This is a genomic window from Actinomycetospora sp. ABD4_176 (assembly GCF_056311855.1).
Window position 1 is genome coordinate 5005065 of the sequence record NZ_CM149974.1, and the last position, 15935, is coordinate 5020999.

Genomic DNA, 15935 nt, shown 5'->3' on the forward strand with positions numbered 1-15935 from the left:
ACCAGGCGCGACGACCCGTGTCCCGAGGACTCGGCTCAGCCCTCCCGCTCCACCCGCCGGATCGTCTCCCGCCCGAAGGCCTGCCACAGCATTCGCGGCGTCACGAGCGCGTGGGGGACGGGGTCGGTGTAGGCCAGCCCCGGGTGGTCCGGCCGCACCGTTCCCAACGCCGACGGCACCGCCGCCGGCCCCTCGACCTCGTCGAACACGAACAGCCCTGCCCGCGCGCTGGAGCTGATCGCCCGCCCCAGGAACGGCCAGTCGCGGCGGACGAGGAGCGCCAGCAGGTCCTTCCAGGCGTCCCAGCGCGACCGGTCGACGTCGTCGATCTCGTCGTCGAGCAGCCCGAGCAGGCGCACGAACCACTCCGGCTCGTCGGTGTCGTCGTCCAGGCCGGCAGCAGAGGCAGGCACCATCTCCGCCCGCGTGAACCGGCGCCCGTAGGCCGAGGCGACGAGCTCGGCGCAGTAGTAGCTGGGCGCGTGGTGGGTCGCGGTCCAGGTCTCGCCGACCCGGCAGGCCGCGGCGAACAGGTCGTCGGCGAGCGCGGGGTCGCTGTCGAGCAGGTCGACCGACCGCAGCCCGGCGGCCACGGCGATCAGCTTGACGTAGGAGAAGCGACCCTCGCGCCCGGGCTCGGGGTGGAAACGCGCCAGGTACGCGAGCGCATCCGCACGCGCCGCGTCGGGCATCGGGATGCAGTACAGCTCGCGGTGCTTGTCCCAGAAGAGGTCGAACCGGTCCCACCGGACGCCGCCGAAGTCCGGGCCCTCGTCGGGCAGGTCCTTCGCCAGGGCGCTGGCCAGGTGCGTGGCCGGTCCGTCGCCACCGTCCGGGGAGACCGCGATCCCCGAGTGCGAGAAGCACGTGCCGTCGAGGTCCTGCATCAGCCGGCCCAGCGGCTCGCCCGGGATCTGCGTCACCAACAGTAGATCGCCCTGCCGGACCTGACTTGGTTGAATAGTCCGGAAGACCGTAACGTCTGGTGCCGCCGTGACGGTCCGTGACTCCAGGGGGTTCGTTGTCATCCTCGCCGCCCCCGGAGATCCGGATACGTGTGCTGGGTGAGGTCGCCGTCGAGGGCGCGTCCGGCGCGGTCGCGCAGCCCGGCCGGCGGCTGCGGACCCTCCTGGCCCTGCTCGCCGCGGCCTGCCGGGGCACCGTCGCGGTGCCCGCGCTCATCGACGAGATCTGGGGCGAGGACCTCCCCGAGCGGCCCGACGCCGCGCTGCAGGTGCTGGTCAGCCGCCTGCGGCGGGAGGCGCCGGACGAGGGCACCCGCCTGCCGATCCCGCCCATCGGCGAGACCTACCGCCTCGACCTCCCCCGCGAGGCCGTCGACCTCCACCGCTTCCACGACGCCGCCGCGGCCGCCCTGGCTCCCGACGCCGACCGCGCGACGGTCCTCGACGACGGCCACGAGGCCCTGACGACCTGGCGCGGCGAGCCCTTCGCCGGCACGCCGGTGGGCGCGCGTCTCGACGCCGAACGGACCCGCGCCCTGGACCGCCGGCTGCGCCTCCTCGAGCGCATGGGCGCCACGCTGCTCGACCTCGACCGCCCCGGCGAGGCCGTCGACCTCGTCCTCGGCGACCTGTCCGCCGACCGCTCCCGCGAGCGCCTCGCCGTCGTCGCCGCCTCCGGGCTGCACCGCCAGGGGCACACCACCGAGGCCCTCGAGGTCCTCGCCGCCACGCGGCGGACCCTGCGCGACGACTACGACGTCGCTCCCGGCCCGGAGATCGAGGACCTCGCCCGCCGGCTCCAGGCACCCACACGACAGCACCGACCCCGACCGACCCTCCTCGGCCGCGAGCACGAGCTCGGCCTCGTCCGCACCCTGCTCGAGGCCCCCGGCAGCGGCGCGGTCCTGCTCCTCACCGGCGAGGCCGGCATCGGCAAGACCGCCCTCATGACCGCCGCCCGCGCCGAAGCACGGAGCCACGGGGTCGTCGTCGGCGGCGGGACCTGCGACGCCGACGCGCCCCCCTGGTCGGCGTGGGCCGAGGCGCTCGCGGACCTCGGCGCCGACCCCGTCCATCCGAAGGAGCCCGCGCCCGGCCGCGCCCTGTGCGAGCGTCTCGCCGCCCGGCGCGCCCCGGTGCTCGTGACGATCGACGACGCGCACCTCGCCGATTCGGTGACCCTCGCCGCGCTCCGCGGGCTCGCCCGCGCCGGCCTGCCGGCCGGCGTCGTCGTGCTCGTCGCCGCCCGCGAGCCCGACGCCCAGGTCCACCCCGCCTGGGGCGCGACGCACGCCGAGCTCGCGCTCCTCGACAACGTCCGCGACCTGCGCCTGCCCGAGCTCGCCCGCGCCACCGTGCGGGGGCTCGTCGTCCGGGACCTGTCCGGGCTCGCGCCCGACGGCGCGGAGCGGGTGGCGACGGCGCTGTGGGAGCGCACGCACGGGCACGCCCTGCACGTCGCGGCGCTGATCGAGACGCTCTCCGGTCTCGACGAGCCCGACGGGGAGAAGGCGTGCGACGAGCTCGCCACCGTCATCCCCGGGCGCCTGCGCCCCCTGCTCTCCCACCAGCTCGCCGGTCTCGCGCCCGCCGCGCGGGACGCCCTGGAGGCGCTGGCGGTGCTGGCGCCGCTCTCGCTCGCCGAGCTCGGCACCGTCCTCGGCGTGACCCCCCGGTCCCTGTCGACGGTGCTGCGCGCGGCCGCCGACCGGGGCCTGCTCGCCGCCACCGCGGACGGCTTCGCCTTCCGGCACGCCCTGACCCGGGACGCGGTGCTCGACGCCGTCCCCCCGGCGATCGCGCAGGCGCTGCACGACGCCCGGTACCAGGTGCTCGTCGCGGCCGGGGACGCCGAGCCGTTCACGCTGCTGCGCCACGCCGCGGGCGCCGGGCCGCTGGTCGAGGCGCGGGACCTGGGCGACGCCCGGCTCGCGGCGGGCATCGCGGCGTACGGCCAGGGCGCGCTCGACGAAGCCTCCGCGCAGCTCGACGCGGTGCTGGAGACCTCGCGGCCGAGCACCCTCGCCCTGCACCGCGGGCTCGTCCTCGAGGCCCTCGGGCGGCACGAGGAGGCCGACGAAGTGCTCGACGAGGTCGTCGAGCAGGCCGCAGTCGCCGTCGAGCAGGGCCAGCCCGCGGCGCACGGAGGCGAGGTCGACGACGGCGCCGCGCTCGACACGGCGACCGCCGCCGTGATCGACGATGCCGTCGTCGCCGCCGTCGGCCACGACGCGATGGGCATCAGCGTCGCCGGGCGCCCCCGACGCGCCCGGCGACTCCGTCGTACCCGCGGGCTGCCCCTGTCGAACCGCCAGCGGGCCGAGGTCCTGCGCAGCCTGATCCTCGAGGAGGAGCAGCTCCACGGCGACGTCGGCGACCCCACCGCCCTGCCCGAGCTGCTCGCCCTCGCCGCCGCCGGCTTCGACGACCGGCGCCTGCTCGCCGGCGTCCGCGTCCTCGAGGCCAATCACCTCGTCGACGCGCCCGTGCCCGCCACCCAGCGGCTCGCGGTCTGCGAGCAGGCCTGCATCCTGGCCGCCGAGGCCGGTGACGACGCCGTCTGGTTCGAGGCCGAGGAGCTGCGCATCGCCGCCCTGCTCGCCACCGGGCGCCAGGACGAGGCGCTCGCCGCGCGCCGCGACCTCGAGCCGCTCGCCGTCGACCGCCACCGTCCCCGGACGATGTGGATGGTCTCCCTGCTCGACGCCGGGCTCACCCTCGCGCGCGGGGACACCGCGGAGGCCGACGAGGCCGCGCTCGCGGCGATGACCCGCGGCCAGGAGCTGGGGCTTCCCGACGCCATGGGTGCCTACGGGGTGCACCTGCTCGTCCGGCACCTGCTCGCCGGGACCCTGCCCTCGCTCCAGGGCCTGCCCGCCGGCGCGGCGACGCTGTATCCGCTGGTCGCTGCCTGGTCGGCGGCCGCTGCCGTCGACGCCGCGGTGGGGGAGGACTTCGACGGTGCCGCCGCCCACCTCGCCGACTGGCACCGCAAGCGGGAGGGACGCGCCGGCGCGCTGTTCGACCGTCCCGGCCTGTGCCTCGCCGCGTGCGCGGCCTTCGCGCTCGGCGATGTGCCGACCGCCGAGGTCGTGCGCCGCGACCTGCCGCCCGACCCGGGCGCGGTGGTGGTGGTCGGCATCGGCTCGGCCACCTTCGGGCCGATCGCGCTCTACCAGGGGCTCGCGGCCGCCGTGCTCGGTGAGCGAGCGGAGGCCCGCAAGCTCTTCGCTCAAGCCGCGGCGCTGGCCGACGGCCTCGGCTGGGCGCCCTGGGCCGACACCGCCCGCACCTTCGCCCGCGTCGTGCGCAGCCAGGCCGGGGGAGGAGCCGGGCGCCCGGCAGCAGATTCCAAGGTCCCCCCGACCCTGCCGCCGGACGCCCGTCCCCTCGGGCTGCTCCCACCGTCCTGACGTACCCCCCTCGCCAGGACGACGGGAGCGATCACCCGTGGTCCCGGACCCCGTGGGCCGGCCGGCGTCGTCGCGCGAGATCGACACCGACCCGCTCCCTCCACCGCCAGCCCCGAGGTCCGTGACGCAGAGCAAAACCCGTCCCGCTTTCACGGACCTTTCGGCCTGCGCCAGAGGTGACGACGAGGACTAGCCCATACGGCCCCGTGCGCCCGCGTGTCGCGGCGTTTCGCTGCCCTTGCAAGGCCGACCGTGCTATGCGCGGTGTCACTCGCCCGAGGGACAGGAAGAGTCCTTTGGGAGCAGACTGTCCGGCACCGGGCCGTTACTCGAGCGCTATGCGACCTAGACCACACAGAGCTGAACGAGTGAAGAAGCGTCATGAAGCACGGCGTGTCCCAACGACACGCCGCTGGCGTCGGATACGGCTCGTGTAACGGACCAGGGCGCATCACGCGATAGCGGGACAACGGCGCCGGGACCGGAGTTCAACACAGAGCTACCCCCGCTGCGACGGTCAGACGAGCAGTCGCTCGCCATCCATGACACCGGGGGGACGTCGAAGTGAGCAGCGGAATCGACCTGTCGGAATCGATCGAGGAGGCCCTTCCGGCTCCCCACGGCTCCGATGACCGCTCACCGAGTGTTACCGTTCGCCCGAGCTCCCGCCGCTGGCGCAGCCGCCTGGCGCGCATCACCGTCGCCACCGACCTGGCCATGATCGCGGTGGTCGCGGGCCTGGCCGCCCTCGTCGGAGGGTGGGGGATCGACGCCGCCGCGCGCTACAACTTCGTGGCCGCCACCCTGGTGCTCGCGGGCCTGGTCGCCTACCGCGCGTGGGACCGCGCCGTGATCGGCCAGGGCGCCGAGGAGTTCAACCGCGTCCTGCGCGGCACCGCCGTGGCCGCGATCGTCCTCGCACTGGCAGGGATGGCCCTCAAGGTCGAGGACGTCCGCCCCTGGATCTTCGGGGTCGTCCCCGCCATGGGTGCCGCCCTGCTGCTCGGCCGCTACGCGGTACGCCGGGTGCTGCACCGCGCTCGTCGCGACGCCCGCTGCATGTCCTCGGTGCTGGTGGTCGGCTCCGAGTCGGCGGTCGCCGACCTCGTCGCTCGCACCCGTCGCGTCCCGCACCACGGCTGGACCGTCGCGGCCGCCTGCACCTCGACCGGTATCGGTGACGTCGACGGCGTGCCGGTGGTCGGCGACCTCGACGACGTCGCCCGCCACGTCCGCGAGCTCTCCATCGAGGTGGTCGCGGTCGCCCCGACACCCGGCTGGACCCCGAAGCGGCTGCACAGGCTCTCGTGGGACCTCGAGGGCGCCGGCGTCGAGCTGGTCGTCGACCCGGGCCTCATGGAGGTCACCGGTCCCCGCCTGCACGTGGCGCCGGTCGACGGCCTGCCACTGCTGCGCCTCACCGAGCCCCGCTGGGGCGGCCCGGCGCGCGTGGCTAAGAACCTCTTCGACCGCGCCGCAGCTCTCGCCCTGGTGGTCCTGATGGCTCCGGTTTTCCTGACCCTGGCCGTGCTCATCCGCCAGGACGGCGGCCCGGTCTTCTACCGCCAGGAGCGGGTCGGCCGCGGCGGCCGGACCTTCCGGATGATCAAGTTCCGCTCGATGGTGGTGGACGCCGACAAGCTGGTCGACCAGCTCGCCGCCACCAACGAGGGCGCTGGCCCGCTGTTCAAGATGAAGCGCGACCCGCGGATCACCCGTATCGGTGGCGTGCTCCGCCGGCTCTCGATCGACGAGCTCCCGCAGCTGTTCAACGTCATCGGTGGGTCGATGTCGCTGGTCGGCCCCAGGCCCGCGCTGCAGCGCGAGGTGGCCACCTACACCGAGGACGCCCTGCGCAAGCTCTGCGTCCGCCCCGGCCTCACGGGCCTCTGGCAGGTCAGCGGTCGCTCGGAACTCACCTGGGAAGAGTCGGTCCGCTTGGACCTGCGCTACGTCGAGAACTGGTCGGCCGCCCTCGATATCTCGATTCTCTGGAAGACGGTCGGCGCCGTACTCCGCGGCCGTGGCGCGTACTGAAGTTCTCAAATCTCTTAGTGTCACTGCGTAGGAGATTCTGGCTATGACTGCGATCCTTGAGGCTTCTGCCGTAGCGGTTCCCGCACCGCGACCGCCACTCACTCTCGTCCCGCAACCGCCGATCGAGAAGATCAGCGTCCTCGGCGTCCGCGTCTCGGCCCTAACGGGCCCGGAGGCGCTCGGCGAAGTCGACGCCATGCTCTCTTGCGACGAGCCCAAGCGCGTGGTCTTCATGAATGCGGCTTGCGCCAACATTGCGATGACCAACAGGTCCTACCGTGAGGTTGTCGTTGGCTCAGCTTTGATCCTGAATGATGGCGTTGGCCTCGACATTGCGGCGAAGTTGCAGGGCCGGCGGTTCCCCGCGAATCTCAACGGTACGGACCTGACGCCCGAAATACTGCGGGTGGCGGCCGAGCGTGGAAAGCGAGTCTTCCTGCTTGGTGGCGCAAGCGGTGTCGCCGAAGCCGCTCAGTGCAACCTCGAGGCTGAGATCTCAGGCTTGAACGTTGTTGGGACGGCGCATGGCTTCGTCGAGGCGGGCCCGGACATGGAGGCCCTCATCGATCGCATCCGCGCGCTCCGCGTCGACGTGCTGATCGTGGGTATGGGTGTTCCGACGCAGGAGCTGTGGCTCGATCAGTACCTCGATCGAACCGGCGCGCAGCTGGGGGTGGCCGTGGGCGCCTTCATCGATTTTGCGGCTGGCCGTGTTACTCGCGCCCCGAGGTTTATTCGCCAGAGTAAGCTAGAGTGGCTCTTTCGGCTCGCGAATGAACCATCACGACTTTTTCGTCGATACGTGGTGGGAAACCCCCTGTTCCTTGCCCGCGTCCTAGTTCGTCGTCGTTCGGACCGCGAGTCGACGCAGGCCTAGATCAACGACGCCAGAAGCCTTTTCCGGCTCTCCCGGATACTGAGTGCACGGGAGGCCGTGAGCGACCGGGCCGGTGAGGCCGTGTCGGTGCGGTGAGGCGAGCCCCGAGAAGTTGATGATGACGGTTCCTACGCCAGTCGCCTTCAACATCTCGGGGGCCTGATGCCGCAGCCTACGGCCAGTACCGCTCAGGTCGTGGCCGACACGATCGTCAGGACGGTCGAGCTCGGGGTGCGGATCACTGACGCCGCTCTCGACGGGGAGGCCACGGTGCTGTGGTGCGATCTGGTCGCTGGCGGGCCGGCGAGGTGCCCGGGCTGTGCAGTCGCCGGTAGCTACCGGGACGCGGTGGAGCGGCGGCTGACCGGCCTGCCGTTGGCCCGGCACCCGACGCAGCTGCGGGTCTGGGTCCCGCGCTACCGGTGCGCCCGCTCGGGCTGTGGCCGTGAGGTGTTCGCCGCCGACACCTCGACGCTGGCCCGGCCGGGGTGGACGACCACGCGGCGCTGCGCGGGGTACGTGCTGCGCCGCCTGGCGGTCGACCGCACGACGGTGGTCGCGGTCGCGCGGGAGCTCGGGCGGTCGTGGGACACCGTCAACGGCATCGCCGTCGCCGCCACCCGGACCCTGCTCGCCGGCGACACGACGAGGTTGGACGGGGTGCGGGTGATCGGGGTGGACGAGCACCGGTGTGCCCACACTCGCCACACCGAGAGCGATGGGTTCGTCACCGTGATCGTCGACCACCCGACGTCGTGACCGGTCACGGCCCTGCGCGGCTGCTCGCCCTGGTCCCCGGCCGGTTGGCGGCGGCGATGGCCGACTGGCTCGCCGCCCGTCCCGCCGAGTTCCGGAATCGGGTCGAGGTCGTGGCGATGGACGGGTTCGGCGGTTACAAGACCGCCGCCACCGAGCAGCTGCCCGACGCGGTGACCGTCATGGACCCGTTCCACACCGTCGCCCTGGCCGGGGCGAAGCTCGACCTGTACCGCCAGCGAGTCCAGCAGGACACGCTCGGCCACCGCGGCCGCGCTGGCGACCCTCTCTACCGGGTCCGCCGCGCCCTGCGCACCAGACTCGCGCTGCTCACCGACAGGCAGAAGGCCCGGCTGGCCGCGGTGTTCGCCGCCGAGCAGCACGTCGCGGTCGAGGTGACCTGGTGGGCCTACCAGCGGATCATCGACGCCTACGCCCAGCCCGACCCCCAGCAGGGCCGCCGTCTGCTCGCTGCGGTCATCGACAGCCTCCGCCGCGGGCTCCCGGCCGGGCTCGAGGAACTCGCCCAGGTCGGCCGGACCCTCCAGCGGCGCCGCGACGACGTGCTGGCCTACTTCAACCGGCGGGCCTCGAACGGCCCGACCGAGGCCATCAACGGCCGTCTCGAGGCGCTCCGCCGCAACGCCCTCGGATTCCGCAACCCCCTCAACTACTGGATTCAATCACTGCTGCACTGCGGGCAACTCGCACTCTAGATCCGGAAGAGCCGATAATCCAGGCCGCCATTGCGGTTGCCGTACTGTTCGTACTTGCAAGGCAGCGCAAGAATACGAGCTCGCGCGCCCCGTGACGGAACGCATTCGACGACTAGGTCGATCTCGAAGCAGTAGCGAGCGTGAAGGTCCCGGGCTCAGGGATGCAAGCGGACTACCTGAAGTGGGCGGCGCAGCGGTAAGACCTCTATCGTCTTGCGGGCCTCGACGGTCGTGGCGGGCACCCGAGCGAAGTGGGCGAACGCGGTAGCCGTGACCGGGGTACAAGCTCAGATCAATTGCGGCGACGAGGCGAGCACTCGCTTCTCGGATCGGCAGCCGGAACGTCGGATCGTCTCAGCCACTACTCAACCGACGCTCTAAGCACCCGAGTTGCGGCCTTGCTTCGCCGCAAGAACCGCGGCGGCGCTACCGGCGTACGCCAATGAAAAAAAGAACCACCCATTTAGCTCAATGATGACCGATTCTCCAAAACTGGTCACAGTCAACGTGATAAATATCAGGATTGGCCAACCAGTGACGCCGAGATGAACGCCTCGCACGATAGCGACGAGCAGGCCGGAAACACCGACGACCAGAACTGTGGCAACTAGAGCCAGGCCGACCGTTCCGATCTGCAGCAACAGGTCTAGGTAGCTGTTGTGCGCGTGGTACATGGCAAAACCGGCGGAATTCCACATTCGATAGGTGATCGGCAAGCCTTCCCACCAAACACCGAACCAGCCGTATCCACGATTGGGACTTCGGGCAATCTCATCACTTACAGCTTCCCAAATTTCCGTCCGACCTGTGAACGTAGCGTCGCGACCCAAGCTTTCAGCAACACTATCAAGAGACGCTGACACTTGAAAAGAAGAGTATACGAGCACGGGTATCGCGGTCGCCAGAAGGGAGGCTCTGGCGACTGCACGAAAAGGTGAGATGGAGCGAAGTACGATCAGCAGCACGGTCACCGCTCCTGCTGTCAAGAGGGAAGTCTGAGCCTGCGCGGCCCAGAGGCAGCCCAGCCCGATAACGGAGTCGAATGCGAACCCACCGACTTTCCGCACGATTAGAAAGAAACATACCGCGATGATGAGATAGAAGACACTCATCCAGCCCAACGTGTTTCGAGATACGGCGAGTCCCTGCACCGCACCTCCTTCGTAGCCTCCTGCAACACGGCCCACTCCAGGAAGGGCGAGAGCTATGAGAAGCGACAGAATGAAGAAAGATCGCAAAGCGTAGAGAATGGGCCGGAGGAACTCGGCAGGGGTCATCGCCTGAACGGCGAGCAGTGGGAGCAGGCTGACCCCGCCGTACACCAACGCATAACGTAGCGTGATTGATGGGAGAGCGGACCACGTACTTGACAGCGCCAACCATGCTATTAATGCTGCGAGCGGAATTACCCAAAAAGCTGTCAGCTTGAACGGTCGAGGCGATGAGAGCGTTAAGATCAGGCCGGCCATCGTCACTGCGCCGAGCACTACGCTATAGGAAGGAAATGGTGAACACGCCGCACCAAAGGTGAGCATGCCCATCACCACCTGGATAGCGGTTCGGCGCGCTACAGGGACGGTGGGGGACGATTGACTACCTAGCGGCCCAGACGGCAGCTCGTCCGACCGAGACGCCATCCTAAATGCTCCGAATCCATCGACCTCGACGACCCTCGCTGTTCGCGTCGAGCCACTGCTTGTCCTCGTCGCTGTCGCGCACCCATCGACGAATGAGGTCCCCCCACGACACTGAGCCCGCGAGTTCCGCAAGCGTGCTCGACGCTGCCATGGACAAGCGAGAGTAGAGGTCTGCCTCAGACAGTCCAACGACGATGGCATCCGCCAAGCTGGTCACGTCGCCTGCGCGGAACGTAAGGGCAGTCTCCCTGTCGCGCAGGATGCGCCGGAACATCGGGTGATCCGACGCGACGATTGGCGTACGCGCACCGAGGGCTTCGTAGATCGTCAGCGGCATACCCTCGGGATAGCTGTGGCGACTAGGTACAGCAACCAACGTGGCCCGTCGCATCTCGACGGCCACCTCGCTGTTCGGAATCTGGCCCAGCAGGGTCAAACCGCTTTCGGCGACATTGCATACCCGGGCCATCTGGCGGTATTTCTCCGTATCGCCACCACCCGCCACCCTCAACTCGACATCGCGCCCCGTCCGCCGTACTCGCCCGACAGCTCGGACGAGGTCGTCGAGGCCCTTCTGTTTGCTCAGCGTTCCAGCGAAGAATATGGAAGGCGCAGTGAGGTCTAGAGTGCGCGACGGCCAGGCTGACGGCTGAGGCCGAGGCCAGTCCCACGCTATTACCTTGTCTGGGTCGACACCTTGCCGGATCAGCGCGCCGCACGCGTCTCGGTTGTGGTTCGCCACGACCTCTATGCGCGGATCGTTGAGGAGTGAGATGATCAGCCCGTAACGCATGAACCGTGCAATTCCGCCGCGGTTGAACGAATCCGCCATCAGACACATGGTTCGGCGACCTGAGCGAACGGACCAACGCAATACCTTGGGCATAGGGCCCAGTACCACGACATGAGTCGGATCGAAGTGCTCCAAGACCGATTCCACCGTGCGGTGCTGGCGGTCGGGGTGGGCGGCGGCGCCGGCCACGACGACCCCGGTGTCCAGATGCTCATAGAACGGCTCGCCACTGAGGCACGTCACGACACCGGCGGCATCAAACTCGGTCGCGGCCGCCGCTAGTTGTTCGAGGACGTGGGAATGCCCGAAGTACTCCTCCTCACCAGATCGCGACCACAGCTCGTGAGCAGCTCGGAAGTCTCCTGCGAACTGGACGACAAGAAGCCGTCGCGTTGCTGAAACCATCGCTCGAGATGTCATCCAGTCATACCCGACCACGGGGTTCCGACACCGAAACCGATCCGAATCAGGACGAAGACCCCGACGAGGGCCGCGCAGCCGAGCATCGAGAGGATGTCCTGATCGGGGAATGCCAGTCCGAGCCGATGCTGACCGACCAGCACGAGAACGTAGCGAACGGCTTCGGCAGCGATGATCGCGAGGATCGCGCCCGTGATTCCCATGGACAGGTACCCGATTAGCAGTCCGGCCAGTAGGACCGCGACCCGAGCTCCATTCCCTGCCCCGATGAACGCCGGTCGTCCTGAGCTCAGCAAGAGAGCCTCGTTGGTGGATGTGAGGGCCGCGACCGCCGAGGCGATGAACAGCAGCGACAGCATCGCTCCGGCCGCCTGGTACCGCGCGTCAAACAGAATCTTGACCGCGAAGTCGGCGAACGCGATCGCTGTCGCCATGACCACCACCCCGACCGGAAGGAAGCGCCCTCGCGCGCGCCGCACCGCTGGGTAATCAATCTGGTCGTTGGACGCGGCGCGCTCCGAAAGGCTCGGAAACAATAATTGATAGCTCACGCGCTGAGCAAGGTTCGGCGGTAGATCGGAGATTTGTCGAGCCAGTCCGTAGACGCCGAACTCGCCGAGGGGGGCGAGTCGACCGAGAATGATCCGGTCCATCATTGTTGAGGCATACATCAACAGCGAGGAAACCGTGATCCATTTCCCAAACCCGAAGATTTCCCGGACCACTGAACGGTCAAGGAGAAGTCTGTGGCCCGGACGTGGCAGGAGGTAACTCAGAGCGGATCGCACCGCAACTGAAACCAGAACCGCCGACACGACGGACTCGATTGTCGGTGACACCACGGCGAACACCACCATAAGAATGGTTGTGGTAGCTTCCGCGGCTAGCTCGAAGAGGTTGCGCTTCCGCACTTCCAGCTGCTTGACCAGGGCAAAGATCGACGTCGAATGCATGGAATTCAACAGCGGCGCGAGGCTCATCAAGAGAAACACTTGGACGGGAACCGCATAGAAACTTGCGAGAACCGGCGACAGGATGGCAAAGATCAACGCGAGAACCAGCCCGCGCAGCATCTGAAGTGTCCACGCCGTGTTGAAGAATCGAGAGGTCAGTCCATCCTTGTGTCGAACAATGTTCTGCTCGACGCCGATATCGGATAGTAGCTCGACGCCCACTCGTACGGTATTGACGATGACGACGACACCGAACACCTGCGGCGTCAGCAGGCGGGAGAGAATGAGTGTCGAACCAAGCTTCAACGCGAATGTCCCGCCGAAGGCGCCAACGGTCCAGGAAATCCGGCTCAGCGTGACACTTGTCCGAGTACTCGTCACCTCACTGCCCCCAACTCGATCGCGCGAGAAAGGAGTCACTCCTCAATCGAGGAAGATCGGTCGAACAGCGATGCCGGGTAGTCTTCGAGATCGACGAGCAATTGGCTGGAGGGCTTCCTGCCTTTGATGTACAAGTTGGGTGAGTAGCGGCGGAGTATCGGTAGCGACGCCAGCGCCCGGTAGAACGGTCGCAGGTAGAACTTGTCCGAGGTGGGCGAAGGGAAGTATCCGTGGTCGACCTCGTCGAGTCCAAGGTAGCGTACGAGATCCCGAAGTTGCGACATCGTGAACTCGTGCTTGTGGCGACCGGTTGTGTCCGACCTGTACTTCATGTAGATGTTGCGCTGGAGGATCAGCTTCGCGATATTGCCAAGAGAGCAGACGTTGGGGACTGTGATCGTGAGTGTTCCGCCTGACTTCAGCACCCGCAGGATCTCGCTACAGAAGTGCTCAGGGAACTCGTCGAAATGCTCAAAGATCTCGCAGGCGGTCAGAACATCGACTGAGGCGTCTGCAAGGTCCAGTTTCTCTCGCTCGACGTTGCAGTGGCTCAGACGGATAGGACCATATTCGGAGTGAATGAACTCATAATCTTTCAGGGGATGGGTGTCATAGCTGAAATAGATACCGTGGGCTTCCGATGCGCCAACCGACTGGCAAAGGTAGAGCAGGTAGAACGGCGACGCGCCGATGTCCGCCACCACCCCCCCATGAGCTTCGTCTCTAATGAGACCGAAAGTGCGTTCGATGCGGTCCCGTGCTTTGCCGACGTAGTCATTCTTGGCTGAGTAGGGGGTAGCCCGCTCAAGAGTCTCGTCGTAGAACAGTGCGAACTCGGGTCGCGTCACTCGCGCTCCCAACGTAGTAGGTGTTGATTGTGGTTCGAGCTTCTGACTCGGGTCAAAGCTTGGCTTATCGATGCTCCGGAGAGTGGCTCCGAGCTTCCGCAATTGGGAAGCGCCTACCCCCCGGTCGCGCAGCGCGCGAAGTCGGTCGGCGACACCATCCGGCAGAACGATCGTCGCCACGAATCGGCTCCACTCCTGTAAGCGAGGGCGGCCAGTGGCTGCCGCACGGACGATGGCTACGATGGCTACGCACTTGGAGGAGCGCCGGATGTGTCGGGGAACCTCGGTCAGGCAGAACGCGCCGAATGCCGTCTCGCCGAGTTCTGCCCGACGGAGGTGGGCCCATGCGAGTGCCCCCCTCCACGTTCCTGTTCCGCTGAGCGAGTTTCCGGAGTCGTCATAGTGGACGATGGCGACCGTGTCTGGCACCACTTCGAGCCGTGCCCCGTGAGCTTCCAACCTCAGGAGCCAGTCGAGGTCTTCGTGCTGCTGCAGTGCCTCGTCGAATGGCGTTTGCAGGGCCAGGGCCGTCGGGACCATCAGGACGGGAGTCGGTAGCCAACCTTCTCCAGAGTGTTCGCGCACGAAGAGGTAGTCACCGATCCGCTCCCCCTTGCGCGGTGCACGCAACGGCCAGACCACGGATCCCCGGACGGAACGACGCTCTGCGCGTCCGGCCAGGATGAGAGGCCCAGCATCGACGCGGACGAACGCGAGTTGAGCCTCGAGCTTGCCGGGCAGCCACTCGTCATCGTCGTCCAGGAACGCCACCCACGAGCCGCGCGCGGCAGCGATACCGGCGTTCCGGGCCGATGAGCCCGCGTTCTTTGGGTGTGGACCGACCCCGATGACTCGGACACGCGGGTCCATCTCCGCCAGGCCGGCCACAGCCTCCGGGTCCGGTCCGTCATGGGCAACGACGATCTCGAGCGGAGAGACACTCTGACCGAGTGCACTTCGTACCGCGCGGCGAACCTCATGTGGTCGATCGACGGTCGGAATGATGACGCTGACGCTGACGCCGTTGGACTCCCCGGAGAACCGTCGGGGTAGCGCCGCGGATGCTTCAGACACTGCTGCCGCCCCGTGTTGCTTCCAACGCTGAAGCGAGCGCTGAGGCCGAGGCGGCACGGCTGTAATCCGCGCGGACTCGCCGCGCACACGCTTCGGACTCCCGTCGGATGCTGTTGACGTCCGTGCCCCGGAGGATCTCGACGGTCTGGCGTACCGACTCCGTGAGGCCGACGGTGTGCCCGCCGTAGCGGTGGACCATGTCCGTCGCACCAGCGAGATCGACACAGATCGGGAGGGTTGCGAGAGCCATCGCTTCCAGGACGATGAGCGGGTAGGAGTCGACCTCCGACAGGTGAATAAGGACGTCCGCGTGTCCGAGCGTGTCGATCAGATCGGCGGAGTCTAGTCGACCCAGGTAACGAACCTGTTCGGCGGTCCCCCCGTCTGCGAGCCCCCTCTGGATCTGATCTTGCATGTCGGGCTCGGCGGCCCCTGTGATGTAGGCCGTGAAGTCGGTTCCCCGGCGATGTAGTTCGTTGCAGACCTCGATGAACCGCAGGGTCCCCTTCGTCGCCGACAGCCGGCCCGAGTGGACCAGAATCAGTTCTCTGCTTGGGTCGGCTGGCATGGGTTGGTGCGCAAGAACGTGGAGTGGAACGAAGTTGCGAATCAGTGAACGCGGAATATGAGTCGGCAGGTCCAACTCGAGCTCCTGAGTCGGGGAGATCAAGGCCAGTCGACTCGCGCACCGAAGAAGGGCTGTGCTCAGCCGACGCAGCAGCGGGTTCTCCTGAGAGCGCCACTTTGTTCCTAGGTGCGGGGTCACCATGACCGCGGGCCCGCACGCTCGGGCGATGGCGACGAAGAGCAGGTCGAACAGGGTTCCGTACTGCACCCAAACGCAGTCCGCGCCGCGGCATCCGCGCACCATCCGTGATAGTTGCCGAGTCAGCCGGGGGACGTCGTGCACCGTGAGGTAAGCGGAGTCGGTCGGAACGACGTCGACGTGCCAACCGCCGATCTCACCGAGCGCGTCCGCCGCGTTGCGCACGAACGATTCGATTCCGCCTGTCACCGTGGATGATCCCCCCACGATGAGCAGCCGTTTCATCTTGTGGGTCCTTT

9 protein-coding genes and 1 pseudogene are annotated in these 15935 nt (G+C 67.9%); 4 read left to right on the forward strand and 6 right to left on the reverse strand.

The features are described 5' to 3' along the window. Window positions 1-35: 35 nt before the first annotated feature. The gene (locus ACYX4T_RS24215) at window positions 36-923 is read right to left on the reverse strand and encodes a hypothetical protein (RefSeq protein WP_476011766.1); all 888 of its coding nucleotides are present in this window, start codon (window positions 921-923) and stop codon (window positions 36-38) included. 134 nt (window positions 924-1057) lie between these two features. Between ACYX4T_RS24215 and ACYX4T_RS24220 the strand changes: the two genes are divergently transcribed. The 4 genes and pseudogenes from ACYX4T_RS24220 (at window position 1058) to ACYX4T_RS24235 (ending at window position 8764) form a co-directional block, all read left to right on the forward strand. Beyond that, window positions 1058-4378 carry an ATP-binding protein gene (locus tag ACYX4T_RS24220; protein ID WP_476011767.1) on the forward strand — a complete coding sequence of 1107 codons (3321 nt, stop codon included), beginning with the start codon at window positions 1058-1060 and terminating at the stop codon, window positions 4376-4378. A gap of 717 nt (window positions 4379-5095) precedes the next feature. Then, window positions 5096-6415, forward strand: a complete 1320-nt coding sequence (locus tag ACYX4T_RS24225; protein WP_476011768.1) for a sugar transferase — start codon at window positions 5096-5098, stop codon at window positions 6413-6415. Window positions 6416-6458: 43 nt separating this feature from the next. Further along, complete coding sequence (locus ACYX4T_RS24230) at window positions 6459-7292, forward strand: WecB/TagA/CpsF family glycosyltransferase (protein WP_476011769.1); 834 nt, start codon at window positions 6459-6461, stop codon at window positions 7290-7292. A 162-nt stretch (window positions 7293-7454) separates the two neighbouring features. Beyond that, window positions 7455-8764 (forward strand): annotated as a pseudogene (locus ACYX4T_RS24235) (ISL3 family transposase). Between the two features lie 377 nt (window positions 8765-9141). Here ACYX4T_RS24235 and ACYX4T_RS24240 read toward each other — a convergent pair. The 5 genes from ACYX4T_RS24240 to ACYX4T_RS24260 form a co-directional block, all read right to left on the reverse strand. Then, window positions 9142-10305, reverse strand: coding sequence for an O-antigen ligase family protein (locus ACYX4T_RS24240; RefSeq protein WP_476011770.1), 1164 nt, complete (start codon window positions 10303-10305; stop codon window positions 9142-9144). Between the two features lie 97 nt (window positions 10306-10402). Continuing rightward, a complete protein-coding gene (locus tag ACYX4T_RS24245; protein WP_476011771.1) occupies window positions 10403-11599 on the reverse strand; it encodes a glycosyltransferase family 4 protein in 1197 nt (398 codons plus the stop codon). Between the two features lie 11 nt (window positions 11600-11610). Next, window positions 11611-12948: an oligosaccharide flippase family protein gene (locus ACYX4T_RS24250; RefSeq protein ID WP_476011772.1), complete on the reverse strand. Its 1338-nt coding sequence runs from the start codon at window positions 12946-12948 to the stop codon at window positions 11611-11613. 35 nt (window positions 12949-12983) lie between these two features. Beyond that, window positions 12984-14870, reverse strand: coding sequence for a glycosyltransferase (locus ACYX4T_RS24255; protein ID WP_476011773.1), 1887 nt, complete (start codon window positions 14868-14870; stop codon window positions 12984-12986). Further along, window positions 14863-15921, reverse strand: coding sequence for a glycosyltransferase family 4 protein (locus ACYX4T_RS24260; protein WP_476011774.1), 1059 nt, complete (start codon window positions 15919-15921; stop codon window positions 14863-14865). Before ACYX4T_RS24260 ends, ACYX4T_RS24255 begins: the two co-directional genes overlap by 8 nt. Between the last annotated feature and the right edge of the window lie 14 nt (window positions 15922-15935).